Annotated in this window: 15 protein-coding genes; 7 read left to right on the top strand and 8 right to left on the bottom strand. The window is 69.1% G+C overall.

Annotated elements, in window-relative coordinates; genetic code table 11:
• Positions 1-5: 5 nt before the first annotated feature.
• On the top strand, positions 6-5366 hold the full coding sequence (gene pks13, locus QXH22_RS27425; protein WP_306277555.1) for a polyketide synthase Pks13: 5361 nt from the start codon (positions 6-8) through the stop codon (positions 5364-5366).
• Positions 5367-5369: 3 nt separating this feature from the next.
• Positions 5370-6953, top strand: coding sequence for an acyl-CoA carboxylase subunit beta (locus QXH22_RS27420; RefSeq protein WP_306246739.1), 1584 nt, complete (start codon positions 5370-5372; stop codon positions 6951-6953).
• A gap of 72 nt (positions 6954-7025) precedes the next feature.
• Here QXH22_RS27420 and QXH22_RS27415 read toward each other — a convergent pair whose 3' ends face one another.
• The 4 genes from QXH22_RS27415 to QXH22_RS27400 all read right to left on the bottom strand — a co-directional run bounded on the left by QXH22_RS27415 (position 7026) and on the right by QXH22_RS27400 (position 10029).
• On the bottom strand, positions 7026-7454 hold the full coding sequence (locus QXH22_RS27415) for an FHA domain-containing protein (protein ID WP_306246741.1): 429 nt from the start codon (positions 7452-7454) through the stop codon (positions 7026-7028).
• A gap of 162 nt (positions 7455-7616) precedes the next feature.
• Positions 7617-7937: a hypothetical protein gene (locus tag QXH22_RS27410; RefSeq protein ID WP_306277554.1), complete on the bottom strand. Its 321-nt coding sequence runs from the start codon at positions 7935-7937 to the stop codon at positions 7617-7619.
• A gap of 8 nt (positions 7938-7945) precedes the next feature.
• Entirely contained in the window at positions 7946-9718 is a 1773-nt protein-coding gene (locus QXH22_RS27405) for an acyl-CoA dehydrogenase family protein (RefSeq protein ID WP_306277553.1), read from the bottom strand.
• A 29-nt stretch (positions 9719-9747) separates the two neighbouring features.
• On the bottom strand, positions 9748-10029 hold the full coding sequence (locus QXH22_RS27400) for a hypothetical protein (RefSeq protein ID WP_306246748.1): 282 nt from the start codon (positions 10027-10029) through the stop codon (positions 9748-9750).
• Here QXH22_RS27400 and QXH22_RS27395 point away from each other — a divergent pair.
• Positions 10016-10252, top strand: coding sequence for a hypothetical protein (locus QXH22_RS27395; protein ID WP_306246751.1), 237 nt, complete (start codon positions 10016-10018; stop codon positions 10250-10252). The genes QXH22_RS27400 and QXH22_RS27395 overlap by 14 nt on opposite strands.
• Positions 10253-10304: 52 nt before the next feature.
• Here the strand turns inward: QXH22_RS27395 and QXH22_RS27390 are convergent, their stop codons facing one another.
• Complete coding sequence (locus QXH22_RS27390; RefSeq protein WP_306277552.1) at positions 10305-12827, bottom strand: PE family protein; 2523 nt, start codon at positions 12825-12827, stop codon at positions 10305-10307.
• Here QXH22_RS27390 and QXH22_RS27385 point away from each other — a divergent pair.
• Positions 12821-13138, top strand: coding sequence for a hypothetical protein (locus QXH22_RS27385; RefSeq protein WP_306277551.1), 318 nt, complete (start codon positions 12821-12823; stop codon positions 13136-13138). The two genes, QXH22_RS27390 and QXH22_RS27385, sit on opposite strands and share 7 nt — an antisense overlap.
• A gap of 49 nt (positions 13139-13187) precedes the next feature.
• On the opposite strand, the gene QXH22_RS27380 is transcribed toward QXH22_RS27385, so the two are convergent.
• Positions 13188-14060 (bottom strand): SGNH/GDSL hydrolase family protein, encoded by an 873-nt coding sequence (locus QXH22_RS27380; protein WP_306277550.1) that lies wholly within the window; start codon positions 14058-14060, stop codon positions 13188-13190.
• Between the two features lie 90 nt (positions 14061-14150).
• Here QXH22_RS27380 and QXH22_RS27375 point away from each other — a divergent pair, with 90 nt between their 5' ends.
• On the top strand, positions 14151-15626 hold the full coding sequence (locus QXH22_RS27375) for an arylsulfotransferase family protein (protein WP_306277549.1): 1476 nt from the start codon (positions 14151-14153) through the stop codon (positions 15624-15626).
• A 21-nt stretch (positions 15627-15647) separates the two neighbouring features.
• A complete protein-coding gene (locus tag QXH22_RS27370; RefSeq protein WP_306277548.1) occupies positions 15648-17468 on the top strand; it encodes a serine/threonine-protein kinase PknD in 1821 nt (606 codons plus the stop codon).
• 194 nt (positions 17469-17662) lie between these two features.
• On the opposite strand, the gene embB is transcribed toward QXH22_RS27370, so the two are convergent.
• Positions 17663-20956 carry an arabinosyltransferase EmbB gene (gene embB / locus QXH22_RS27365; protein ID WP_371934327.1) on the bottom strand — a complete coding sequence of 1098 codons (3294 nt, stop codon included), beginning with the start codon at positions 20954-20956 and terminating at the stop codon, positions 17663-17665.
• Positions 20953-24240 carry an arabinosyltransferase domain-containing protein gene (locus tag QXH22_RS27360; RefSeq protein WP_306277546.1) on the bottom strand — a complete coding sequence of 1096 codons (3288 nt, stop codon included), beginning with the start codon at positions 24238-24240 and terminating at the stop codon, positions 20953-20955. Before QXH22_RS27360 ends, embB begins: the two co-directional genes overlap by 4 nt.
• Positions 24241-24500: 260 nt before the next feature.
• Between QXH22_RS27360 and QXH22_RS27355 the strand changes: the two genes are divergently transcribed.
• A complete protein-coding gene (locus QXH22_RS27355) occupies positions 24501-25625 on the top strand; it encodes a BTAD domain-containing putative transcriptional regulator (RefSeq protein WP_306277545.1) in 1125 nt (374 codons plus the stop codon).
• Positions 25626-25645 lie beyond the last annotated feature (20 nt).

The raw sequence follows: 25645 nt of genomic DNA, 5'->3' as shown, positions 1-25645 counted from the left end.
AGCTGATGTCTGACATAAGCCAGGAGAACTCGCCCGCACCCGAGAACCAGGCCGGTATGACGGTCCCCGAGATGCGCAAATGGTTGCGCGAATGGGTTGGCAAGGCGGTGGGCAAGTCACCGGACTCCATCGACGAGTCGGTGCCGATGGTGGAGCTGGGTCTGGCCTCGCGCGACGCGGTCGCCATGGCCGCCGACATCGAGGACCTGACCGGAGTCACGCTGTCGGTCGCGGTGGCGTTCCAGCACCCGACCATCGAGTCGCTGGCCACCCGGATCATCGAGGGCGAGCCGGAATCGGCCGACGATGACGGCGCCGATGCGGCCGACTGGACCCGCAACGGCCCGGCCGAGCGCGTCGACATCGCGATCGTCGGCCTGTCCACCCGCCTGCCCGGGGACATGAACACCCCCGACGAGACGTGGGCGGCGCTGATGGAGGGCCGCGACGCCATCACCGACCTGCCCGAGGGGCGCTGGTCGGAATTCCTGGAAGAGCCGCGGCTGGCCGAGCGGGTCGCCAAGGCCCGCACCCGCGGCGGCTACCTCAAAGACATCAAGGGCTTCGACTCCGAGTTCTTCGCGGTGGCCAAGACCGAGGCCGACAACATCGACCCCCAGCAGCGGATGGCGCTGGAGCTCACCTGGGAGGCGCTCGAGAACGCGCGCATCCCGGCATCCAGCCTGCGCGGCGAAGCCGTCGGCGTGTACGTCGGCGTCACCAACAACGACTACGGCTTCCTGGCTATCTCCGACCCGACCGTGGCGCACCCCTACGCGATCACCGGCAACTCGGGTGCGGTGATCGCCAACCGGGTCTCCTACTTCTTCGACTTCCGCGGACCGTCGGTCATGATCGACACCGCGTGCTCGAGTTCTCTGGTGGCGATGCACCAGGCCGTGCAGGCGCTGCGCAACGGTGAGGCTGACGTAGCGGTCGCGGGCGGCGTCAATGCGCTGGTCACCCCGGCGGTCACCCTCGGTTTCGACGAGATCGGCGCCGTGCTGGCACCGGACGGCCGGATCAAGTCGTTCTCCGCCGACGCCGACGGCTACACCCGCTCCGAGGGCGGCGGCATGCTGGTGCTCAAGCGGGTCGACGATGCCCGCCGCGACGGCGACCAGATCCTGGCCGTCATCGCCGGTAGCGCGGTCAACCACGACGGTCGTTCCAACGGACTGATCGCGCCGAACCAGGACGCACAGGCCGAGGTGCTGCGCCGGGCCTACAAGGACGCCGGGATCGACCCGCGCAACGTCGACTACATCGAGGCGCACGGCACTGGCACCATCCTGGGCGACCCGATCGAGGCCGAGGCGCTGGGGCGGGTCGTGGGCAAGGGCCGTCCGGCCGACCGGCCGGCGCTGCTGGGCGCGATCAAGACCAACGTCGGCCACCTGGAATCGGCGGCCGGCGCGGCGAGCATGGCCAAGGTGGTCCTGGCGCTACAGCACGACAAGCTGCCGCCGTCGATCAACTTCGCCGGCCCCAGCCCGTACATCGACTTCGACGCGATGCGGCTGAAGGTGGTCGACCAGGCCACCGACTGGCCACGCTACGGCGGCTACGCGCTGGCCGGGGTGTCAAGCTTCGGCTTCGGCGGCGCCAACGCGCACCTGGTGGTGCGCGAGGTCTTGCCGCGTGACGTGATCGAGCGTGAACCCGAGGAGCGGGCGGCCGCGCCGCAGGCCGCGGTGGTGTCCGCGGGCGGCGAGCTCACCGAAGGGGTCGGCCATTCGCTGCGCTTCGACGAGTACGGCGAGATCATCGACGACGACGCCCCAGCCGCCAGCGCCGACGACGAGTACGAGCTGCCCGGCGTCACCGACGAAGCGTTGGCGCTCAAGGAAGCGGCGCTGGAAGAGCTTGCCACACAAGAACTTCCGGCCCCGACCATCCCCTTGGTGATCTCGGCCTTCCTCACCTCGCGTAAGAAGGCGGCCGCCGCCGAACTCGCTGACTGGATGGAAAGCCCCGAGGGACAGGCGTCGTCGCTGGAGTCCATCGGCCGCTCGCTGTCGCGGCGCAACCACGGCCGCTCGCGTGCGGTGGTGCTGGCCAAAGACCACGAAGAGGCCATCAAGGGCCTGCGCGCGATCGCCGAGGGCAAGCAGCGGCCGAACGTGTTCAGCACCGACGGCCCGGTGACCAACGGCCCGGTCTGGGTGCTCGCCGGTTTCGGTGCGCAGCACCGCAAGATGGGCAAGAGCCTGTATCTGCGCAATCCCGTCTTTGCCGAGTGGATCGAGAAGGTCGACGCGCTGGTCCAGGACGAGCTGGGTTACTCGGTGCTCGAGCTGATCCTCGACGACTCGCAGGACTACGGCATCGAGACCACCCAGGTCACCATCTTCGCGATCCAGATCGCCCTCGGTGAGTTGCTCAAGCACCACGGCGCCAAGCCCGGCGCGGTGGTCGGGCAGTCCCTCGGTGAGGCGGCGTCCGCGTACTTCGCCGGTGGTTTGTCGCTGCGCGACGCCACCCGGACCATCTGCTCGCGCTCGCACCTGATGGGTGAGGGCGAGGCGATGCTGTTCGGCGAGTACATCCGGTTGATGGCACTGGTGGAGTACTCCGCCGACGAGATCAAGACGGTGTTCTCCGACTTCCCCGACCTGGAGGTGTGCGTCTACGCCGCACCCACCCAGACCGTCATCGGCGGGCCGCCCGAGCAAGTGGACGCGATCATCGCCCGGGCGGAATCCGAGGGCAAGTTCGCTCGCAAGTTCCAGACCAAGGGCGCCAGCCACACCCAGCAGATGGACCCGCTGCTCGGTGAACTGGCCGCCGAGTTGCAGGGCATCAAGGCGATGAGCCCGACCTGCGGGATCTACTCGACGGTGCACGAGGGCCGCTACATCAAGCCTGGCAGCGAGCCGATCCACGACGTCGACTACTGGAAGAAGGGGCTGCGGCACAGCGTCTACTTCACCCACGGCATCCGCAACGCCGTCGACAGTGGGCACACCACCTTCCTGGAGCTGGCGCCCAACCCGGTGGCGCTGATGCAGGTCGGTCTGACGACAGCTTCGGCGGGTCTGCATGACGCCCAGCTGATCCCGACGCTGGCCCGCAAGCAGGACGAGGTCGAGTCGATGATCTCGACCATGGCGCAGCTGTTCGTGCACGGCCACGAACTGGACGTGCGGACTCTGTTCACCCGGGCTGCCGGCCCCGAAGATTACGCGAACATTCCGCCGACCCGGTTCAAGCGCAAAGAGCACTGGCTGGACGCGCATTTCGCCGGGGATGGCTCGATCTTGATGCCGGGCTCCCACGTAGCCCTGCCCGACGGCCGCCACGTGTGGGAGTACAAGCCGCGGGAAAAGACGCCCGATCTCGCGGCGCTGGTCAAAGCCGCCGCTGCGGCGGTGCTGCCGGACGCTGTGCTGACCGCATCCGAGCAGCGCGCGGTGCCCGGCGAGGGCGCCCGGCTCGTGACGACGCTGACCCGTCACCCGGGCGGCGCGTCGGTGCAGGTGCATGCCCGCATCGACGAGTCATTCACCCTCGTCTATGACGCGCTGGTCGCTCGCGGCGGCACCGAGGCCGTATTGCCGGTGGCTGTGGGCGCCGGCACGGCGATTGCGGCGGGGGAGTCCGCCTCTCCCGCGGTGGCCGCCGTCGAAGAGGACGACGCCGAGACGCTGTCGGACAGCCTGACCAACCGCTACTTGCCGTCGGACGTCGGCCGGTGGTCTGCGGACTCCGGCGAGACCATCGCCGAGCGGCTGGGCACCATCGTGGCGGCGGCCATGGGTTACGAGCCCGAGGACCTGCCGTGGGAGGTGCCGCTGATCGAGCTGGGGCTGGACTCACTGATGGCGGTGCGGATCAAGAACCGCGTCGAGTACGACTTCGACCTGCCGCCGATCCAGCTGACCGCGGTGCGCGACGCCAACCTGTATGCCGTGGAGAAGCTGATCGAGTACGCGATCGAGCACCGCGACGAGGTCGAACAGCTGCACGAGTACCAGAAGACCCAGACCGCCGAGGAGATCGCGCGGGCGCAGGCCGAGTTGCTCAGCGGTGCGTCACCGGCGAGCCTGGGGGCGCCGGCGCCCGATCCGCAAGCGGAGCCGCAAACTCAGGCGGAGCCGCAGACGCTGGCGGAGCCGTCGGACGCAGCGCCCGCGGAGGCGGCGATGCCGCCGTCGGACGTGCCGATTCCGCCGCCGCCGACCAACCCGGCCGGCCCGGGCACCAACGGCGCCGCCGGCAACGGGGAGAAGCCGACCGCTGGTGCGCTCAGCCAGGAGGCCGTCGCCAAGGCGCTCAACTCCGACGTCCCGCCCCGCGACGCAGCCGAACGAGTCGTCTTTGCGACCTGGGCGATCGTCACCGGCAAGTCGGCGGGCGGCATCTTCAACCCGCTGCCCAAGCTGGACGACGAGAAGGCCGCCAAGATGGCCGAGCGGCTTTCCGAACGCGCCGAAGGGCCGATCACCGTCGAGGATGTGCAGAGCTCGCAGACCATCGAGGAGTTGGCCGAGAAGGTGCGCAACTACCTCGAGGCCGGTGTGATCGACGGCTTCGTGCGCACGCTGCGGCCCCGCCAGGAAGGCAGTTCACGGACACCGGTGTTCGTGTTCCACCCGGCCGGTGGCTCCACCGTGGTCTACGAGCCGCTGCTCAACCGGTTGCCGGCGGACGTGCCGATGTACGGCTTCGAACGGGTCGAGGGGACGATCGAGGAGCGCGCCGCGCAGTACGTCCCGAAGCTCATCGAGATGCAGGGCGACGGGCCCTACATCCTGGCCGGATGGTCGCTGGGCGGGGTGTTGGCCTACGCCTGCGCGATCGGATTGAAGCGGCAGGGCAAGGACGTGCGCTGGGTGGGTCTGATCGACGCGGTGCGCGCCGGTGAGGAGATCCCGCAGACCAAAGAAGAGGTCCGCAAGCGCTGGGACCGGTACGCCAAGTTCGCCGAGAAGACCTTCAATGTCACCATCCCGGCGATCCCGTACGAACAGCTCGAGGAACTCGACGACGACGGTCAGGTGCGATTCGTGCTGGATGCCGTCAGCCAGAGCGGCGTGCAGATCCCGGCCGGGATCATCGAGCACCAGCGGACGTCTTACCTGGACAACCGCGCGATCGACACCGCCGAGATCCAGCCCTTCGATGGGCATGTCACGCTCTACATGGCCGATCGCTACCATGACGACGCGATCATGTTCGAGCCGCGGTACGGCATCCGCAAGCCGGATGGCGGCTGGGGTGAGTACGTCGCCGACCTCGAGGTCGTGCCGATCGGTGGTGAGCACATCCAGGCCATCGACGAGCCGATCATCGCCAAGGTAGGCGAACACATGAGCCGCGCGCTGGACGACATCGAAGCTGAACGCGCTAGTGAGGTGGGGTAGTAAGTGACTGAAGTGGCTCCGGAGCCGGCTCCGATCGTCGTGCATTCCACCGCCGAGAAGCTGGCCGAGCTTCGTGCTCGTCTGGAGCTGGCCAAGGAGCCGGGTGGCGAGAAGGCCGCCGCCAAGCGCGAGAAGAAGGGCATCCCGAGTGCGCGGGCCCGCGTGCACGCACTGGTGGACCCCGGCACCTTCTTCGAGATCGGTGCGCTGTGCAAGACCCCGGGTGACCCGAACGCGCTGTACGGCGACGGTGTGGTCACCGGGCATGCGCTGATCGACGGCCGCCCCGTCGGCGTGTTCTCACACGACCAGACGGTCTTCCAGGGCACCGTCGGCGAGATGTTCGGCCGCAAGGTGGCCCGGCTGATGGAGTGGTGTGCGATGGTCGGCTGCCCGATCATCGGCATCCAGGACTCCGGCGGAGCCCGCATCCAGGACGCCGTCACCTCGCTGGCGTGGTACGCCGAGCTGGGTCAGCGTCACGAGGCGCTGTCGGGTGTGGTGCCGCAGATCTCGCTCATCTTCGGCAAGTGCGCCGGGGGAGCGGTGTATTCGCCGATCCAGGACGACCTGCTGGTCTCGGTGCGCGACCAGGGCTACTTCTTCGTCACCGGCCCCGACGTGATACGGGAGGTGACCGGCGAGGAGGTCACCCTCGACGAGCTCGGCGGCTCCGACGCGCAGGCCCGCTACGGCAACATCCACCAGGTGGTGAACTCCGAAGCCGAGGCGTTCCAGTATGTGCGGGAGTTCCTGTCGTTCCTGCCGTCCAACTGCTTCACGAAGCCGCCGGTGATCAATCCCGGATTGGAGCCGGAGGTCACGCCGACCGACCTGGAGCTGGACACGATCATCCCGGACTCCGACAACGCGGCCTACGACATGCACGAGATCCTGCTGCGCATCTTCGACGACGGCGACTTCCTGGAGGTCGCCGCGCAGCACGGGCCGGCGATCATCACCGGGTACGCCCGGGTCGACGGGCGTCCGGTGGGCGTGATCGCCAACCAGCCCATGCACCTGTCGGGCGCCATCGACAACGAGGCCTCTGACAAGGCGGCACGGTTCATCCGGTTCTGCGACTCGTTCCAGATCCCGCTCGTGTTCGTGGTGGACACCCCCGGGTTCCTGCCGGGCGCCGAGGAGGAGAAGCGGGGCATCATCAAGCGCGGCGGCCGGTTCCTGTACTCGGTGGTCGAGGCCGACGTGCCGAAGGTGACCATCACCATCCGCAAGTCCTACGGCGGTGCCTACGCGGTGATGGGCTCCCGGCAGCTGACTGCCGACTTCAACTTCGCCTGGCCCACCGCGCGCATCGCGGTGATCGGTGCCGAAGGGGCCGCGCAGTTGTTGATGAAGCGCTTCCCGGACCCGACCACGCCCGAGGCGCAGAAGATCAAGAAGGACTTCATCGAGGGCTACAACCTCAACATGGCGATCCCGTGGACCGCCGCCGAGCGTGGGTTCATCGACGCGGTGATCGACCCGCACCAGACGCGGCTGCTGCTGCGCAGGTCGATGCACCTGCTGCGGGACAAGCAGAACTGGTCCCGGTTGGCGCGCAAGCACGGGTTGATCCCGGTCTAGTTAGGCTGCCGAGCAGACGCAAAATCGCCCTATTTCGGCCGAAATAGGGCGATTTTGCGCCTGCTCGCGGGGTCAGCCGGTAATGAACATCAGGCGGAATTTGCCGATCTGAAGTTCGTCGCCGTTGGCCAGCACGGCGGACTCCACCGGCTCGCCGTTGACGTACGTATTGTTGAAGCTGCCGCAGTCTACGATGCTGAATGTGCCTTTCTCGCAACGTATTTCGGCATGCCGACGGCTGACCGTGATGTCGTCGAGGTAGAGGTCGCTGAGCTGATGCCGGCCGGCGGAGGTGACGGGCTTATCCAGGCGGAACTGTGCTCCGGTGTTGGGCCCGCGCGTCACGATGAGCATGCCCGAGCCCGACTGCAATGACTCGAGGTCCTTGACGGTTATCAGATCCTCAATGGCGGCAGACGCGCCGTTGAAGTCGGCGCGCCAGGAGGCGGTGATTGCCCCAGGGTGCGTGCTGCGCGGTGATGACTGAATCGTCGTGTTCATCGCCGTACCTCCATGTACGTAAACTCCGATCCATCGGACCATTTGCGCGACGTGCCGCAATAGGGACGGAAGTCCCACGTCCGGGAGTAATTCGGCAACGACCCGTCCGGGCCGGCTGTGAGTCCAAGCCGCCGACGCGTCGGGTGTTTTACGCTCGGCGGCTCAGTTAGCCGGCTCGACCAGGGTGAGCCGCGGCCCGTACACGTCGTAGGCGAACCGCACCGGGGTGCCCGCGTCGTGGGCGTGCTGCAGCACCGCCAGCCACCCAGCGAAGTTCGGGTCGCCGCGGTCCAGCAGATAGATGGCGGCGTGCCGGCCGAACACCACCCGCACCGGCGCGTCGGGCGCACCCACCATGAGTTGCTGCACGGTGTCCTGCTCGACCATCGGCGAAGAAGTGGTGCTCGGGGTGGGCCCGGACGCGTGCCCGGTCGCCCCACCCGAGCACCCGGTGATAACCAACGCGAGCGCGACGATCGCCATGCACCGCCTCACAGCCGCAGCGCACCTTCGGCCAGTTCGTCGAAGCGGTCCAGCGCTTCGTCCCCCTCGGCGTCGATGCCGCGCAACGGCCCGCGGTCGGCCAGGTAGCGCTGCGCGTACAGCCGCGCGACCAGCGCCTTGCGTTCACCACCACCCGTCTGCCGCTCCCAGGCCGCCTGTTCGGTGAGCAGCGCACCGGCGTAGACGTCGCCCATGAACTGGGCGAGCGGGAACAGCCGCGCCTCGGCCACCGCGCCGTTCAGCTTCTCCCACGCTGTCACCGCCGCGTCCAGATCCTCGATCCGTTCGGCCACCAGCGCAGTGGTCGCGTCGTCGTCGGAGACGGACACCGCGTCACGCAACCGCGTCAGCAACGCCTCGTGGGCGCGGGTCTGCACGATGCCGCGGCGCACGTCCAGGCACAGGATGTTGTCCGGACCCTCCCAGATGGTGTTCACTTGGCCGTCGCGCAAAAGCCTTGCTACCGGCCAAGTTTCGATGTAGCCGTTGCCGCCGTGAATCTCGATCGCGTCGGAGGCGGCGGTGATTCCGAGCCGGGCGACCTTGAGCTTGGTGACCGGCACCGCGATCCGCTGACGGGTGCTCCGCGGCTGCTGGTGATTGGTCGCTCCGGTGCCGTCGAACACCAGCGCCTGGGCGGCTTCGACATCGACGATCAGCTCGGCGAGCTTGCGCCGCATCAGCGGCTTGTCGATCAGTGCTGCACCGAAAGCCTGCCGCTGCCGGGCGTAACACAGCGATTCGACCAGCGCGCGACGCGCATTGGCCAGGCCGAACAGCGCGATGCCCAGGCGGGCTGCGTTGGTGAGCTCCATCATCCGGCCCAGCCCCTTGCCGTCGGACGGGCCGGACTCCGCCGACGGCTCACCCGAGAGCAGAAAAGCTTCCGCGTCGACGAATTCGACTTCCCCGGAGGCCACCGAGCGGGTGCCGAGCTTGTCTTTGAGGCGCCGCACCCGAACCCCGTTGCGGGAGCCGTCCCGACGGGTGCGCAGCACCAGGAAGTTGGCGACGCCGCGACTCGAGTCTGGGGCGCCTTCAGGTTTGGCGAGGACGACGAACGCCTCCCCGGCACAGTTGGACGCGAACCACTTGAATCCGTTCAGCAACCATGCGTCGCCGGACCGCCGCGCCGTGGCCTCCAGCGCACCCAGGTCTGAGCCGCCGGTGCGTTCGGTGAGTAATTGCGCCGTCTCGCCGGCCCATTCGCCGGAGTCGAATTTGGCCAGCACGTGATCGCGTACGTCGGCCGGTGCATACGCGGCCACCAGCGACTGGACCATGCCGCCGCCGGTCCCCAGCGCACAGCCCATCCCGATGTCGGCCTGGTTCAGCAGATAGTTCGACGCGAACATCGACAACGAGGACCGGAAGCCAGCAGCGCGGCACGCGTCGCGCAGCGAACCCTGGGCGTCGAGCACCGCACGCTTGGCCGCGGTGAACGACGGTGGCATCACCACCCGGCTGATGTCATGGCCCCACCGGTCGTAGCGCTCCAGCCGCGGCGGATTGCGGTCGGTCTCCTCGGCCCAGCGGGCCACGGGGCCGCCCATCAGATCGCCGATCCGGATCAGCTGCGGTTCGACGACCGCCATTTCGTCCGGCTCGAGGTAGTACGCCATGGTGAATTGCAGCGTGGGATCCGTGCGGTACCAATTGAGTCCGACGGCACCCGCGTAATCGTCAGTGCGGTAGCGCTGCGACTTTTCCGGCGTCGAGAATGGCAGCCGATCAACGGCCTCGAGCTCGTAATCGCTCATTCCGCGACGGTATTACAGATTCGGGCTTTCTAGACGGGAGCCACGAACTCCGAGGTGTAATACTCGCCCGGCGCCTGATTGTGCTCATTCGGCGAGGTAACCATGACCCAGACTCCGGTGGTGCCCTGCTGGATTGGAGCGGTGATGGTCACGGCCGCCTGACCGGAGGGGTCGGTGTCGACCCCGGTGAACGTGGTTCCCGGATCCCCGGGCCCGCAGGTCGCCGACGTCGGGCGCGGCACCTGGATGAGACCGACGTCGTAGTGCATGCCGGGCTGATTGGATATCACCAGGTTGATGTCCGCACTCACCGACGAACCCGACGAGCGGAACAGGACGACGCCGCGCCCCAGCGACGTGCGCGGCGCCTGTACCGCGGTCTTCACGGCGCTGCCATCGCAATTTCGCAAGGTTGAACTGATGGGCACCGGCCCCGTTGCGGCCGCCATACCCGTGCCCAGCGTCAGCGTCGCAGCGCCGAGCACCGTGAAAGTTGAAACAGCAGTCCCGAACCCGGTGATTACCCGCATTTGACCCGTCCATTCCCCTATGAATGCCGTTGCACGGGGTGGATATTGACGATCGTTTACGCAGCTAAACCTGCATTAGCGTCAATTTGCTGGGCGCGGGCGCGGGCGCGGGCGCGGTGCGGCTGTTCAGCCGGGCGTCGGAACGGCCCCAGGGCCCGGAGTGCCGCCCGTGCCCCCGGTCCCTCCCGTCGTGGTTCTGCCCCCCGTGCCCAGTTCGCCGAGACCCCCGGTGCCGCCCGGCCCTGCCGTGCCCCTGCCTCCGTTACCGCCGTTGCCGCCCGTTCCTCCGGCCACGAAGGAATCTCGGGCAGTAGGTCCGCCGAGGCCGCCGGTCCCACCGTCGCCGCCAACGCCGCCGGGCCCGTTGGTGCCCACTCCGCCGTTACCCCCGGTCCCGCCGTTGCCACCGCTGGCGCCGCTGCCGGAGTTGTAGCCGCCGTTGCCGCCATCGCCGCCGTCGCCGCCGGCTCCGCCGAGCACACCGGTACCTCCGACTCCACCGCCTCCGCCGGCTCCGCCGCTGCCGACGAAGTTGACGCCGCCGTGTCCGCCGTCCCCGCCCGCGCCGCCGCGAGCACCCCCGCTGCCGCCGTTGCCGCCGGTTCCGCCGGCTGCCCCGGGCCCGGCGGCACTGAGACCGCCGTCCCCGCCCTGCCCCCCGTCGCCGGCGGTGCCGCTGGCGATCCTCCGGACCAGGTCTCCGCCGACTCCGCCGTCGCCGCCGCGGCCGCCGCCGCTGCTGCCGTCGCCGCCCACGCCGCCGATCCCACCGGTTCCGCCGGCTCCGTCCTGCAGACCGCCGAAACCGCCGTTGCCTCCCGTTCCGCCGGCGCCACCGAAGCCACTGAGCCGTCCGCTGCCGTTCCCGGTGAGGATGCCGGCGCGCCACCTGATCCGCCGGCACCGCCGTCGCCGCCGTCGCCGGACAACGAACCGGCGGTCCCGCCGGCACCGCCGTTGCCGCCGCGGGCTCCGTAGTAGCCGTCGGAGTTGCCACCTGCGCCACCGTCACCGCCGGCGCCGCCGTTGCCGGCGATTGTGCCCGCCGCGCCGCCGGCACCACCTTGTCCGCCCACGCCGCTGACGATGTCCTGCGGGAAGGTGCCACTGTTGATGCCGCTGTTGCCGCCGACGCCGCCGTTGCCGCCCGCGCCGCCATTGCCGACGGTGCCGCCCGCGGCTCCACCGTCACCGCCGGCTCCGCCCGTGCCTCCTGCTCGTACCGTGGCGCTGCCGGCCGCGCCGTTACCGCCGTTACCGCCGGCGCCGCCGTTTCCGACCGATCCGCCGTTGCCGCCGCGACCCCCGGCCGCGCCGGCCTGCCCGGCCACTGCGCCGTTGGCGCCCGTCCCGCCGTGACCCCCGTCGCCGCCGCTGAGCGGGCTGTGTCCGGCCAGCCCGTCGCCGCCGGCCGTGGATCCCGCGCCGCCGATGCCGCCGGCGCCGCCGGCTCCCGGGTTTCCTCCGATACCGCCGGCGCCGCCGACACCGTTGTTGATCGCCCAGTTGCCCGAGGCCCCCGCACCGCCGGTACCCGGGGCTCCGCCGTCCCCACCGGAACCCCCGGCGCCCCCGGCGCCCTGAGCGCCTGCCGATCCGAACAAGCCGCTGCTGCCGCCGGCGCCACCGGTACCACCGGCGCCGCCGACGCCGCCATTACCGCCGTTGCCGCCGGCGGCTCCTGAGTAGAGCGGGTTCGTCGAGGCCGCACCGTCTTGGCCTGCCCCGCCGGCACCGCCTGACCCGCCGCTGCCGCCGGCACCTCCCATTCCGCCGTCGCCGCTCAGCAGACCACCCGCGCCACCGCTGCCACCGGCGCCACCGCCACCGCCGTTGAATCCGTTGCCGCCGGCGGTGCCGACCGAGCCGACCGCGCCGGCGCCGCCGGCACCACCCGCGCCGCCGGTGCCGATCAACCCGGCATGCCCGCCATTGCCGCCTATCCCGCCGGGCGTGCCCAGGCTGGATGCCACCCCGCCCGCACCACCCGCTCCGCCGGACCCGGACAACCACCCACCGGCACCGCCGGCGCCACCGGCCGCACCCGATCCGCCGACGCCACCGGTGCCGCCGGCACCGAACAGGCCCGCGTCGCCGCCGCGGCCGCCGATCTGCCCAGCGCCACCGGAACCGCCGGCACCTCCGTTGCCCCAGAGGATTCCGCCGGCGCCGCCCGCCTGTCCGGTGCCGGCGGCACCGTCCGCGCCGTTGCCGATCAGCGGCCGTCCCAGCACCGCATTCGCAGGCGCGTTGATGACGCCCAGCACGTTCTGCTCAATTCCCTGCAAGAGATCGTTATTCGCCGCCTCGGCGAGCCCGTAATTGGCTCCGGAGGTCAGCAAAGACTGCACGAATTGCTCGTGAAACAGGGCCGCCTGCTTGCTCAGCGCCTGAAACGACTGGCCATGACCCGAAAAAAGCGCCGCGATCGCCGCCGAGACTTCGTCGCCGGCTGCGGCGGCTACCTGACCGGTGGTTGCCGCTGCGGTGCGGTTGGCCGATCCCAGCGCGGACCCGATGGCCGAGACCCGTTCGGCCGTAGCGGCCAACTCTTGCGGCGCGGCAATGAGAAATGACACAGAAGATCCCTTCGGTTCATCGAAACCGCTGGGCGGCAGGCTATCTCGGGCGCACGAAGGTATCCGAAGAGAGCTGCGCTGCGCAGAATTTCGTCGTCGACTTGGTGGAGGATTGCCCTAGGCGAATGGCTCTTCACGCCTTGATAAGCGTGCTGGTGCCCGACCCGCCCGCAGGGCTTCGACACGATGCGCTCGATGGTGAGATTAGCAGCGGCGCGCTGCGGCATGCGGACGAATTGGAATACCGAGGGCAGATTTCTGCCCAATCGATCACGAATGTCCGTTGTCCGCAGGACGAACGCGCAATTTAGAATGCAATTCGGGAAACTATTGCCGCCCCAGACCCGGAGCAGCTGGCGCTCAACGGTTTTCCGAGAGCACCAGATAGTCGGTCAACGCATTTCCCAGTGCCACTGCGCCCAGCGCGGTGGGATGCAGCGGAACGCCACCGTCCTTGGCGACGTAGCCCTCCACGTAGCGTTCGCCGGCCGACGCGCACATGTCGTGTCCCTCGGACAGCGACCGCACATCGAAGAACTCCACGCCCTTGTCCGCGGCGAGTTGTCGCTGCCGGTCGTCGAGCTCGTCGACTTTGGCCTGCAGGTAGTTGGCGTCGTTCGGCAGCAGGGGTTGCGTAGGGAAGCAACCGCCGGGCCGGACGAAGGTTCCGTAGCCCACCAGGATGATCCGCGCCCGGGGCGCGTCGGCACGCAGCTGGTCGATCATGCTGGCCCATACCGGGACCTGCTCGTTGATCATGCGGGAAACCCTGTCGACGTTGTCGACGACGAAGCCCGCGGCGCACGGCTTGGGGTCGGTGGCTTTCACTTCGCAGGACTCTGCGTCCCCCGCCAGCCCGACGTCGTTGGCGCCGATGGTGATCGTGATCAGATCCGTAGGTGGCCCGACCATGTCGATTTGGCGCGGAATCAACCCGTGATCGGTCCGCTGTTCCCGGTTCACGACGTCGTCGGTGGTCGCTCCACTGCAGGTGACGTCGTGGAAGGCAATGGCAGCGAGGCGGCGCGCCAGCACGGCTGGGTAGTTGTTGGTCGACTTGTGGCAGCCGCGCGGCGCCGCCGGCTCGGGCACACCGGGAGCGGCGGCGAAGGAATCACCCATCGCGACGTAGTTGGACCGGGCGGCCGAGCCCGGGCCGGCCGTCGGTGCGGCGGCGCAACCGGCGGACGCAAGGCTCACCACCACGGTGATGCCAAAGCCCCTCGCCCACATGCCTTCCAGTGTTTCATCCCGCGTCACGGCCGGCCCTGGTGTAATAGCCGCAGCAGCAGGCCGCAGCAGTGAAATCCTCGAGGGAGACCAATGGCCGGCGGGATATCGCGGCGTCAGTTCGGTGCCGCCGCGGGAGCCGCGCTGACCGCCGCGGTAGCGGCGTGCGGTTCGCACGACAGTCGTGGCAGCCGGGACAGCAAACCCGCCACGCCCCCGATTCCGGCGGCCTCATCGCTCGGCTACACCGTCAACGTCGACGCCCCCGGCGGGGGGCGCGGATACGTCTTCTACGTCTCCGGTACCACGGCGGCCAATCCGGGTGGCACCGGCTCGAAGGCCGCGGTGCTGGTGATCGCCGACAAATCCGGACGGGTGGTGTGGCAGCGCGAGCTACCGGCCGGGCAGACCGCGGGCAACCTGCGCGTCCAGACCTATCAGGGCAGGCCGGTTCTCACCTGGTGGCAGGGGCTCAAGCAGGGCGGCCACGGACTCGGTCAGAGCTACATCGCCGACGAGCGGTACAACGTCATCGACACCGTCACCCCGGGCGGGGAACTGTCGTCGGACATCCACGAGTTCCGGCTCACGCCCGACGGGCACGCGCTGATCACCTCGTACCAGGAAGTCGTCACCGACCTCAGCGCCGTCGGCGGCCCGAAGGACGGCAGGATCTACAACTGCATCGCCTCGGTGGTCGACGTCGCGCGGCACCAGACGCTGTTCCAGTGGGATGCGCTGGCCCACGTGCCGGTCAGCGAGTCACCGGCAAAGTACACCGCCGGACAGGTTTTCGACCCGTACCACATGAATTCGATCGCGCTCGATCCCGCCGGCAACCTGCTGATCAGCATGCGCGCGCTGTCCACGGTGTTCAATGTGGACCCGCGCAGCGGCGCGATCAACTGGCGCCTGGGCGGTAAGCAGTCGACATTCGCCTTGGGCGAGGGGGTCGAGTTCGCCTACCAGCATGACGTCGAGATGCCCGACGAGAACACGATCACGTTGTTCGACAACCATTTCGAGGGCAATGCCGGCCAGACCAGTGGCGGGTCGGTGCCGAGCAGCCTCAAGTGGATCCGCCTGGATCGAGCCGCGCGCACGACCTCGCTGCTGCGCGCGCAGCCCCATCCCGACAAACTCAGCAGCGGTGCCATGGGCAACCTGCAGCAACTCCCCGGCGGCGGCACCTTCTCGGGCTGGGGAACGGCCGGTCGGATCGCCGAATTCGCGGCCGACGGCACGATGCTCTACGACGTCGCGCTCGCCGGCGGCACCTACCGCGCCTACCTCAACGAGTGGACCGGCAACCCCGTCGAGCCCCCCAGGATGATCTTCGCCGGCGACACCGTGCACGCAGTGTGGAACGGCGCCACGGCGGTGCGCAGCTGGCGGCTGCGGCACGGTCCGCAAAGCACCGCGATGACGGCGTTGGCCGGCGCCGACTGGGCCGGATACGACACCGCTTTACCGCTGAACGGCAGCACTGCCGGCTACTACCAACTGCAGGCCCTGGACGCCGCCGGCAAAGTCATAGGCGAGACGCCGCCACTGCCCCACACAGGCTGAATCTGGGCTTATGGTGATCCGGTGCAGGGGACCCCCTTCGGGCGCTACCGGTTGCAGAACATGATGGGCCAGGGCGGCATGGGCGAGGTCTGGCGTGCCTACGACACGGCCACCAACCGGACGGTGGCCATCAAACTCCTGCCGCCGCAGCTGGCCACCGACCAGACGTTCGTGCAGCGGTTCCGCCGCGAAGCCGAGGCGGCCGCCCAGCTCAACAATCCGCACATCATTCCGATTCACAACTACGGCGAGATCGATGGCCGGCTCTATGTGGACATGCGGCTGGTCGAGGGCCGCGACCTGGAAGAGAAACTGGCCGGCGGGCCGCTGCCCCCGCAGCGCGCGGTGCACATCATCGAGCAGGTGGCCCAGGCACTGCGAGCCGCGCACAAGGTGGGTCTGGTGCACCGCGACGTCAAGCCGTCCAACATTCTGTTGGACGAGGACGACTTCGCCTACCTGATCGACTTCGGCATCGCCCGCGGCGCCGACGACGCCGGTCTGACCGGTTCCCGGGAGATGATCGGCAGCTGGCACTACATGGCTCCGGAGCGGCTGATGGCCCAGGACGCCGACGCGCGCGCCGACGTTTACGCACTGACGTGTGTGCTGTACGAGTGTCTGACCGGCAACCGGCCCTATCCCGGCGACTCGCTGGAAAGCCAGGTGACCGCGCACCTGACGTTGCCGCCGCCCCGGCCGTCGAGCACCCGGCCCGACCTGCCGGCGGATTTCGATGCGGTGATCGCCAAGGGCATGGCCAAAGAACCCGCCGAGCGGTACCAGACCGTCACCGAATTGGCTGCTGCCCTGGGGTCGCCTGCTGACGCCGACGCCGTTGCCGGCAGCGCCGAAACGATGGCGGCGGACGCCGCCGCTGTCACCGTGCTCAGCGAGGGGGCGGGCAAACCGCCGCTTCTCGCGAGGATGAGCCCCCGGGCCCGGGTCGCGCTCGGCGCTGTCCTGGTCACCCTGGTCGCGGCCGTCGTCGTCACCACCACCGTCTTCGTGCACCGCGCCGGGACCATGTCCGGTCAGTCGTCCGGTCAGTCGTCCGTGGTGAAGCCATCCCCGCCGCCGTCGCCGGCGCCGACCGAGATCGTGCTGCCGTTCGCCGGTCTCAACGGCCCGCTCGGGATTGCGGTGGATGGCGGCGGCAACGTGTACGTCGTCGACAACGGCAATAACCGGGTGGTGAAGCTGGATGCGGCGACGCTGGAGCAGAGTGTGCTGCCGTTCACCGACCTTCGGTACGCCGTCGGGGTCGCGGTCGACAGCCGCGGCACCGTGTACGTCAGCGACTCCTACAACGAGCGGGTGACGAAGCTGGCCGCCGGCGCCGCAAGCCAGACCGTGCTGAAACTGGAGCGCAACGGCCCGCACGGGATTGCCGTCGACGGCGCCGACAATCTGTACCTGGCCGACTGGATCAAAGACCGGGTGCTCAAGGTGGTGCCGGGGACCGGCGCTCAGACCGCGTTGCCGATGACCGGCCTGGACGGGCCCGAAGGGGTGACGGTGGACGGGGCCGGCAACGTCTACGTCGCCGACCTCGGCGACGGCCAGGTGACGAAGCTGACCGTCGAGACCGGTGCGCAGAGCACGGTGCCGTTCTTCGGGCTGGTCAAGCCGTGGGGCGTGGCGGTGGACGGCGCCGGCAACGTCTACGTCAGCGATGCCGGCACCGGCCGGGTGGTGCGACTCGCCGCGACGACCGGTTCGCAGTCCGTGCTGCCGTTTCCCGGGCTCGACGGCCCGCACGGGGTGGCAGTCGACGGTGCGGGGAATCTGTATGTGGCCGAGAGCGGTAAGAATCGGGTGCTGAAGCTGCCGAAAGCGTGACTCGGCGTCGTGGGTGCGTCGAGCCTGTAAATCTGCAGGGGAAGTGCGGGTGGGGGTGTGCGTTATTGCAGGCTCGGTGGGGGTGTGGTGGTGGGTGCGTCGAGCCCGTAGATCGGCAGGGGATCTGCCCCGATTAACGGCCTGCGTATTTACAGGCTCGACGACGGCACTACGCGGACCGCATCGGCGCCGCGTTAGGGCTTGATCCGGATCTGCCCCGGCGACCACAACCCACTGCGTGTCGCCTCACCCAGGTCCAGCCGCGCCGGCGGCGCGTCGACGAGCGTGTCGAACTTGCGTAGCGAACCCCAGTCGCGGGCCCAGTCGCGCGACAGGTAGGTCGCCATGACGTGGGCGCGCAGCAGCAGGTCGGTGATGCCGAGCAGGCCGCCGTTGACCCCGTCCTCCCAGGTGTCGGTGTCCAGCTTCTTCGCGTTGTAGTCCGGGGTGATGCGGAACCGCGGGATCTCGGTGACGCCGTTGGTGTGCAGCATCGGTTGCTGGCACGGGAACGCCAGGCCCACCGCCCAGTCCAGCAGCACCGGCTGCGTCGAGCCGACATACTCCTGCAGCGACCGCAGCTCGGGCACCCGCGGCGGGGTCACCGCGATCCAATCCTCCGGCGTCAGCGACAGGTCCTCGGCCACCACCCGCACCGCGACGGCGTCGGCGGGCATCTTGTCCCGGGCGAAGCGCAGGTTGCGCCAGGCTTTGGGCTGCTCGCCATACAGGTCGTCGGGCACCATCCGCCCGGCCGGTACCAGGGCCCCCGGCCCGGGCCGGGCGTATTCCAGCACCACCGTCTGGCCGGACGTGTAGTGGTGCAGCACGCTGTTGCCGGCGATCTTGCCGGCCGCGGTGATGACGACCAGCGGGTGCCCGTCATCGGGCTTGGGCAGCTGATACCAGGCCGACGCGAGCCGGCTCTGCTGCTGCGCGCCGGTCGTGTAAGTGCCGGCCAGCGGCACGCGCGCCGGGTCGAGCTGGTAGGGCAGCGGCACCGTCGAGCCGTTGATGCCGGGTGTCTTGAGCTTGGTCGGGGCGTCCCAGTCGTAGTCGGTGCCGGGCTGGTTCGGCTTCATCACCACGGCCTCGGCCACGGTGTGCTCGGGCACGCCGTTGGGTGAGAAGCCGACGGGGTCGCTGCCGCCCAGCGGACCCAGCGGTCCGTAGTTGCCGGGCAGCGGCGTCATGAAGCCGGAATTGGTGTCCGGTTCGACGAGCACGTCGTCGGCCAGTCCGCAGCCGCCGGCGAACGCCCGCAGGTTCGACCAGCCGTTGGAGTAGGTGGGGTACTGCCGCACGATGCCGATCCCCATCGACGCGACGAACACCAGCACCATGAAGCCGGCCGCCAGCGCAATCGGCGCAGTCGTCAAAAAGCGCGCCACCCGCCCCTCGCCGCTGCCGCGCGGCGCGAAGTGCAGCCACGCCGCATACACCGCGGCGATCACGAAGAGCGCGAAAAAGACTGTGCTGACCGTGATTCCGCCGAGTTTGGGCATGGTGGAGTTGAACGGCACGCCGTAGCTGGATACGTACCACCAGCCATTAGTGGTGGCGAAACACAGCGCCACCACGAAGAACACCGCCGCCAGGAACGCCATCCGGTTGCGCGACCAGCGCAACACCGCTGGCGACACCAGCACCGTCGTCAACGCCGCCATCGCCGCACCCACCGCGGCGAATAACCCGAAGTGGTGCACCCATTTGGTGGGGGCGAACATCAGGAAGAACATGGTGCCGAAGATGACGCCCATCAGCCGCCACGCAGGACCGCGCGCCACACCGGGCACCCGCTTGCGCCGCAGCATGATGAACACCGCGGTGAACAGGCACAGCGCGGCGATCAGGAAGCCGAACCGGCGCGACAGCGAACCGTCGACGGTCGGCAGGAACAGGTAGTAGTAGCGCAGGTTCTCGGTGTACCAGGCCTGGCTGGGCCCGATCTTGCTGCGCACACGGGTGGCTTCCAGCACCGTCGACAAGGTCTGGTCGGCGAACACGACGGTCAGGATCACGGTGCCGGCGGCCAGCATCGGCGACAACAGCGGCAACGTGCCGACCATGCGGCGGCGCTTCACCAGGATCCGCAGGATCGGGCGGCCACCGGCCACCAGCGCGGCAACCGCGATCAGGCCGGTGGGCTGCACGCCGAGGGTGAATGCCGCGGTGATGATGGCCAGCGCGGCCGGCGTCAGGCGGCTGTAGCGCATCGAGCGCTCGATCAGCACATAGGTCACCAGCGATCCGAGCGCGATGATGCCTTCGGGGCGCAGGCCGTTATTGAACGGCATCCACGCGGTGAGCAGCACCATGGCCGCCGCCCAGTTGGCGGGTTTGCTGGCCGCGACCGCCGGGCCGAGTCGGGGCAGCACTTCGCGCGACAGCAGCAGCCAGCAGATCAGCCCGGCGACCAGGTCCGGCAGCCGCATCCAGATGCTGGCGTCGCTGACATGGGTCATCAGGGCCAGCAGGTTGTAGTACCAGCCGAACGGGTCTTCGGGGCTGCCGAACCAGCGGAAGTAGTTGGACATGTAGCCCGCGCGGTCGGCGACGCGCGCCATGCCCAGGATGTAGCCGTCGTCGGAGGAGTTGGCGCCCATCACGTGCCAGAGCAGGAACGCGACGATCACCACGCCGTCAAGCAGGGTGAAGGTGCGCCAGTTGGCCGGGATCCACCGCCGCATCCGGTGGCCGTCCAGCTGGTCGAGTCGCCACAGCGCAAGAAGCGCGACGATGGTGGCGACGATCGCGCCGACCATGGCGAGCAGCTTCAGCGTGGTCGGGGTGCTGGAGAACCGGGTGTCGATGGTCGCCGACAGGCTCAGCTGGGGTGGTGCGGGGCCGGTCAGGTCGGTGAACACCCCGACGATCTGTGGGCGCAGGTTCGGGTCGGGGAAGCCGCTGCGCAGCGGGGCGCCGCGCGGGTCTTTCAGCCCGATGAACTCGGCGAACGTCCCGGCGTGGGTCGAGCTGATGTCGATGCGCTCGCACTGCGGGGACCGCATCAGATCGCGCGGCACCGACAGGATCACCACGTTGCGGTCGGTGACGTCCACCCGTTGTGCGCTCACCACAACGAACAGCGCGTTGAGGTTGGCGTCCTTACCCTGCTTGGGTGCGGTGCCCAGGATGACGCCGCCGGTGGGCGGCATGTCGCGCTCGATGCTGCACGGCACCGACGCCTTGAAGTCGACCGGTGTCAGCGAGATCAGTGGCGAGGTCACGCTGTTGAGTTGGCCGTTCTGCGGCCAGTTGAGCATCGCGGTGGTCTGCACAACCGGCAGCAGCGGTGTGGCGACCGACAGCACGAAGCCGATCAGCCCGGCGATCGTTGCCACCCACCGGGTCACCTTCGTCTCGCGAGCTGGGGGTACCTCCCGCTTGCGGGGGAACGCCAAATCGCCTGAATTCGCCCGATTTTGTGCGATTTCGCGTCTGCTCGGGGGGAGGGGGCTCGCGGAAGGGCTGGCGGGACTGGTCATGGGAGGGCCCTAATCGGTCCTTGCCGGCTCCAGCCGGGCACTGTGGTCACACCTTGCTGGACGGTGGCTTCGGGGGCCTGGTCGGCGGGAACCAGCCGGTGATACTGCTCCACCGAACCCCAGTCGCGATACCAGTCGCCGCTCAGATAGGTCGAGATGGTCGACGTCCACAACAGACCCTGAGTGAACATGAACGGGCCGCCGGTCGAGGCGGACTGCCACAGGTTCGACGAGACGGCGGTCTGCTTGTGGTCGGGCAGGATGCGGTATTCCGGCAGCTCCGCAATACCGAGGTGCTCGGAGAACGGCCGCTGACACGGGAAGTTGGCCGCCGTCGCGATGTCCATCAGCACCGGGGTCTGCGACCCGATGAGGCGCTGCAGCGATTCCAGCTCCGGCACCCGCGGCGGCGTGAACGCGAACCACTGCTCGGAGCTGAGGTTCGGGTCGTAGGCGACGATGCGGGCCACATTGGCTTCCGGCGGCGCCCAGGCGAACGGGAACCGCAGGTTGCGCCAGGCCGGCTGCGGGCCCAGGTCGATCGGGAACACCTCGCCCAGCGGCAGGGTGCTGCCGTCGGGTTTGGCCACCCCCCATTGCAGCTTCAGCGACTGCCCGTACATGAAGTCGCCGTCCTCTTTGTAGGACCAGATGGCCCCGGCGGCCGAGACCACCACCAGGGGCCGGTCCGGCCGGCGCGCGGGCAGCTGATACCACGCCGAGGTGGCGCGGGCCGCCAGGTTGTTCTCCCCGTAGCTGCCCATCACCGGCGTGCGGGCGGGGTCCAGACCGAACGGCAGCGCCGCGTGCGAGCCGTTGACCCCGACCGGGCCCTTGCCGCCGGCGGTGCCGGCCGAGTCGGTGATGGCGGCGTTGGGCTTGTTCGGGGACGCGTCGGAGTTGACGACGCCGGGCTTGCTCACCACCGGGTCGGATTTCAGGTCCTCACCGACGCCCTCGGGCTTGAAGCCCACCGGATTGACCCCGCCGAGCGGGCCGTCGGGGCCGAATTCCTGCCCCGGCACGGGTTGCAGCATTCCGGCGTTGGAGTCGGGTTCGGCGAGCACGTCGTCGGCCATCGCGCAGCTGGTCGGTGACAGCCCGGATTGCACGGCGGCCAGGTTGGCCTTGGCGGTGGTGTACAGCGGATAGCGGAACACCGCGCCCTTGGCCAGCGAACCGACCTCGCCCGCCACCATGATCACCGCCACCACCAGCAGCGGAGTCGATGCCAGCACCCGGTTACGCCGGTTGTTCTTGACCTCGGTGTGTCCGGCGTAGTCCATCCGGAAGTGGTACCAGGCGGCCAGCAGGCCGGTGAGGATCGACAGCATCAGGAACATCGTCGTCACCGGGTGGCTGGCGATGACGGGCTGGATGTCGTACCACGGCACGCCGTAGTTGCCGACGTAGAACCAGCCGTTGATGCCGGACGTCGCCCAGGCCAGCACGAACAGCAGCGCGGTGACATACAGCGCCAAATTGCGCCGGCTGTGCAGGCCGATCCGTGCCACGGTGAAGGCGGTGAGACCGCCCAGCGCACCCGTCAGCCCGGCGAAGGCGCCGAACTGGATGGCCCACTTGGTAGGCGTGAACGTCAGCAAGAGCAGGCCGATCGCGGTGGTGCCGATCAGCCGCCAGGCCGGTCCGCTGGCCAGCCCCGCCACCCGGCCGCGCCGCAGCAGCACGAACAGCATCCCGAACATGCACAGCAGCAGCACCAGGACGGAGAACCGCCGCGCCATCGACCCGTCGGCGTTGCTCTCGACGGTGAGGAAGTAGTAGCGCAGGAAGTCCTGGTACCACGCGATCGTCGGGCCGACCGTGTACTTGATCCGCGCCGACTCGGCCGCCGTGGCCAGCGTCTGGCTGTGGAACACCACCACCGTGATCAGCGACAACGACGCCGCCAGGGTGATCATCGGCGCCAGCCGGCCGTCGGTGGCCCGGCGGCGGCGGATCGTCTGGGCGATGGCGCGGGCACCCGTCAACAGCGGCGCCAGCGCGATCAGCCCCTGCGGAGCCAGCGTCACGGTGAGCATCGCGACGATGATCGCGACGGCCGCCGGAGCCAGCCGTCCCAGCGCAATGGACCGCTCCACCAGGATCCAGGTGACCATGACGCCCAGCGCGATCAGCGGCTCGGGGCGCAGGCCGTTGTTGAACGGTATCCACGCGGCCACGAACACCGCCCCGGCCGTCCACACCGCCACCCGGTTCGCGCCGAGACCACCCCGCGCCGGGCCCAGCCGACGCAGCACGTAGTGGCTGATGAGCAGCCAGCAGACGATGGCGGCCAGCGTCGCGGGAAGCCGCATCCACACGCTCGCGCTGCTGACCGACGCCATCCGGGACAGCACCCCGAAGTACCAGTCGAACGGTGCGTCGGTGGTGCCGAAGTAGCGGTAGTAGTCGACGTTGTAGCCGGCCTTCGGAGCCACCCGGGCGATGGTCAGGTTGTAGCCGTCATCGGAGGAGGTGGCGCCGATGATGTGCCAGAGCAGCAGGGTTCCGATCACCACGAGGTCGGCGAGCCAGGTGGCGATGCCCGCCCTGATCTTCGGCAACCGCGGGCGCCAGCCACGCAGTGTCTCGCCCCGGCTCAGCCCGTCCAGCACCGCCAGCGCGGCGATGGCGCCGAGCACCGCGAGCGCGCCCAGCACCATCGCGAGCGTCTTGAGGGCGGTGGGCCGCAGGATGAACCGGGTGTCGACGTCGACTTTCGCGGAGAGCCCTGGCTGTGCGGGCACCTTGAGGTCGGTGAAAATCCCGCCGACCTGCGGCTTCTTCTCCGGGTCGAGCCGCCCGGCGGCGCCCGGGATACCGACGAAGTCCGCTCCCGCGCCGCCCGCGTCGGCCCAGACGTGCAGCACGCTGCATCCGCCGGCCGCGATCTTGGCGCGGGGCGCCACCGCGGCGACGGTGTCGCGGAACGCGACGACGACGGAGTCTTTGTTCGCGCGGACGAACAGACCGTGCTTGCCGGTCTGGAAGCCGTCGGAGGGGAGCGTGGAGACCACCAGACCGCCGCTGGCCGGCAGCGTCGCGATGGCCGAGCAGGGAATCGAGATGTCCAGGTCGCGCGGCGCTCCCGACACCAACGGCGCCGTGATCTGACTGATGTTGCCGTCCGGGGCGTTGCCCTGCGGCCACAGGATGGCCGCCGTGGTCTGCCGCACCGGAAGCAGCGGAACCAGCAGGCACAACAGCAGACCGGCGATGCCGGAGACGACGGCTGCTAACCGGGCGATCCGGTGGGACCGCTGATTACCGTCGGGGGACACGAGGCTCGATCGTAGGCGACGCGACTGAGTGGTCTTCGGATGCGGGGCCGGGGTTCAGCCTCCGGAGTTGCCTTTCGGGGCTGGGGCGCCGGCCGGTCCGTCGATCCGCAGGCGACGCTGCCGAAGCCGCGGATTCCGCGCACTTGCCGCCGCCGCCACACCGAAATGGTGGGGCTTTGCCAAACGGGACGCCCCCAGAGGTCACAATATTGCCGGAGAACTAGCCAGGACTCTTGATCTCCCGGAAGGCTGGCAGCGCGATGACGAACTCGGGTCTCGGGTTTGGTGTGCTCGGGCCGCTGCAACTGTCGGTGGACGGCGTACCGGTATCGGTCGGCCCCGCCAAGCAGCGGGCGGTGCTCGCGATGCTGTTGATCAATCGCAACCGGCCGGTCTCGGTCGATTCGCTGATCGACGCGGTGTGGGACGGATCCCCGGTGCCGGCGGCCCGGACCAGCATCCAATCCCACATCTCCAACCTGCGGCGGCTGTTGCGTGACGGGGGCGTTGACCCGGTCCGCGTACTGGCGAGCGCCCCGCCGGGCTACCAGTTGAATGTGGCGGACTCCGATTACGACCTGGGCCGGTTTGCCGCCGCCAAGGCCGCTGGAGTCGAGGCCGCCGCCGCCGGCCGGTTCGAGGAGGCGAGCAGTCACCTGTCCGCGGCGCTGGCCGAATGGCGCGGCCCGGTCCTCGATGACCTGCGTGACTTCGACTTCGTGGCTCCCTTCGCCACCAAATGCCTCGAAGACAAGGTCGCCGCGCACAGTGCTCGCGCCGAGGCCGAGATCGCGTGCGGGCGTGCCGATGCCGTGATCGGTGAGCTGGAGGCGCTGGCTGCCGAACATCCCTACCGCGAGCCGCTGTGGGCGCAGCTCATCACGGCCTACTACGTCACCGAGCGCCAGTCCGATGCCCTCGGCGCCTATCGGCAGTTGAAGACGGCGCTGGCCGAGGGGCTGGGTATCGATCCCGGGCCGACGGTCAGCGACCTGCACGAACGGATCCTGCGCCAGGAGCCCATCGTCACCAAACAGGCGGTCAAGAGCACCCGCAAGCGCAGCCGGATCGACACTAGGACCACGCTGTCGACGTCGGTGGCCGCGGGGTTGCGGGACCGCTTCGGACGCACCTACCAGCTCAAGGGCGCGACCACCCGTATCGGGCGGTTGAACGACAACGACATCGTGCTCGACGACAACGACGTCAGCCGCCACCACGCCGTCATCGCGGACACCGGATCAGGCTTCGTGATCACCGACCTGCGCTCGACCAACGGTGTCGAGGTACGGGGTGAACTGATCCGGGGGAGCACCACGCTGTCCCACGGCGACAGCGTCTGCATCGGCGGATGCGAGTTCGTCTTCGAGATCCGGCCTGTCTGAGATCACGGGAAGGTCCGGGG

This window comes from Mycobacterium sp. TY814, from assembly GCF_030755175.1.
Lineage (GTDB): Bacteria > Actinomycetota > Actinomycetes > Mycobacteriales > Mycobacteriaceae > Mycobacterium.
Note: the sequence above shows the minus strand (reverse complement) of the source record. Positions and strands in the feature narration are given on the sequence as shown.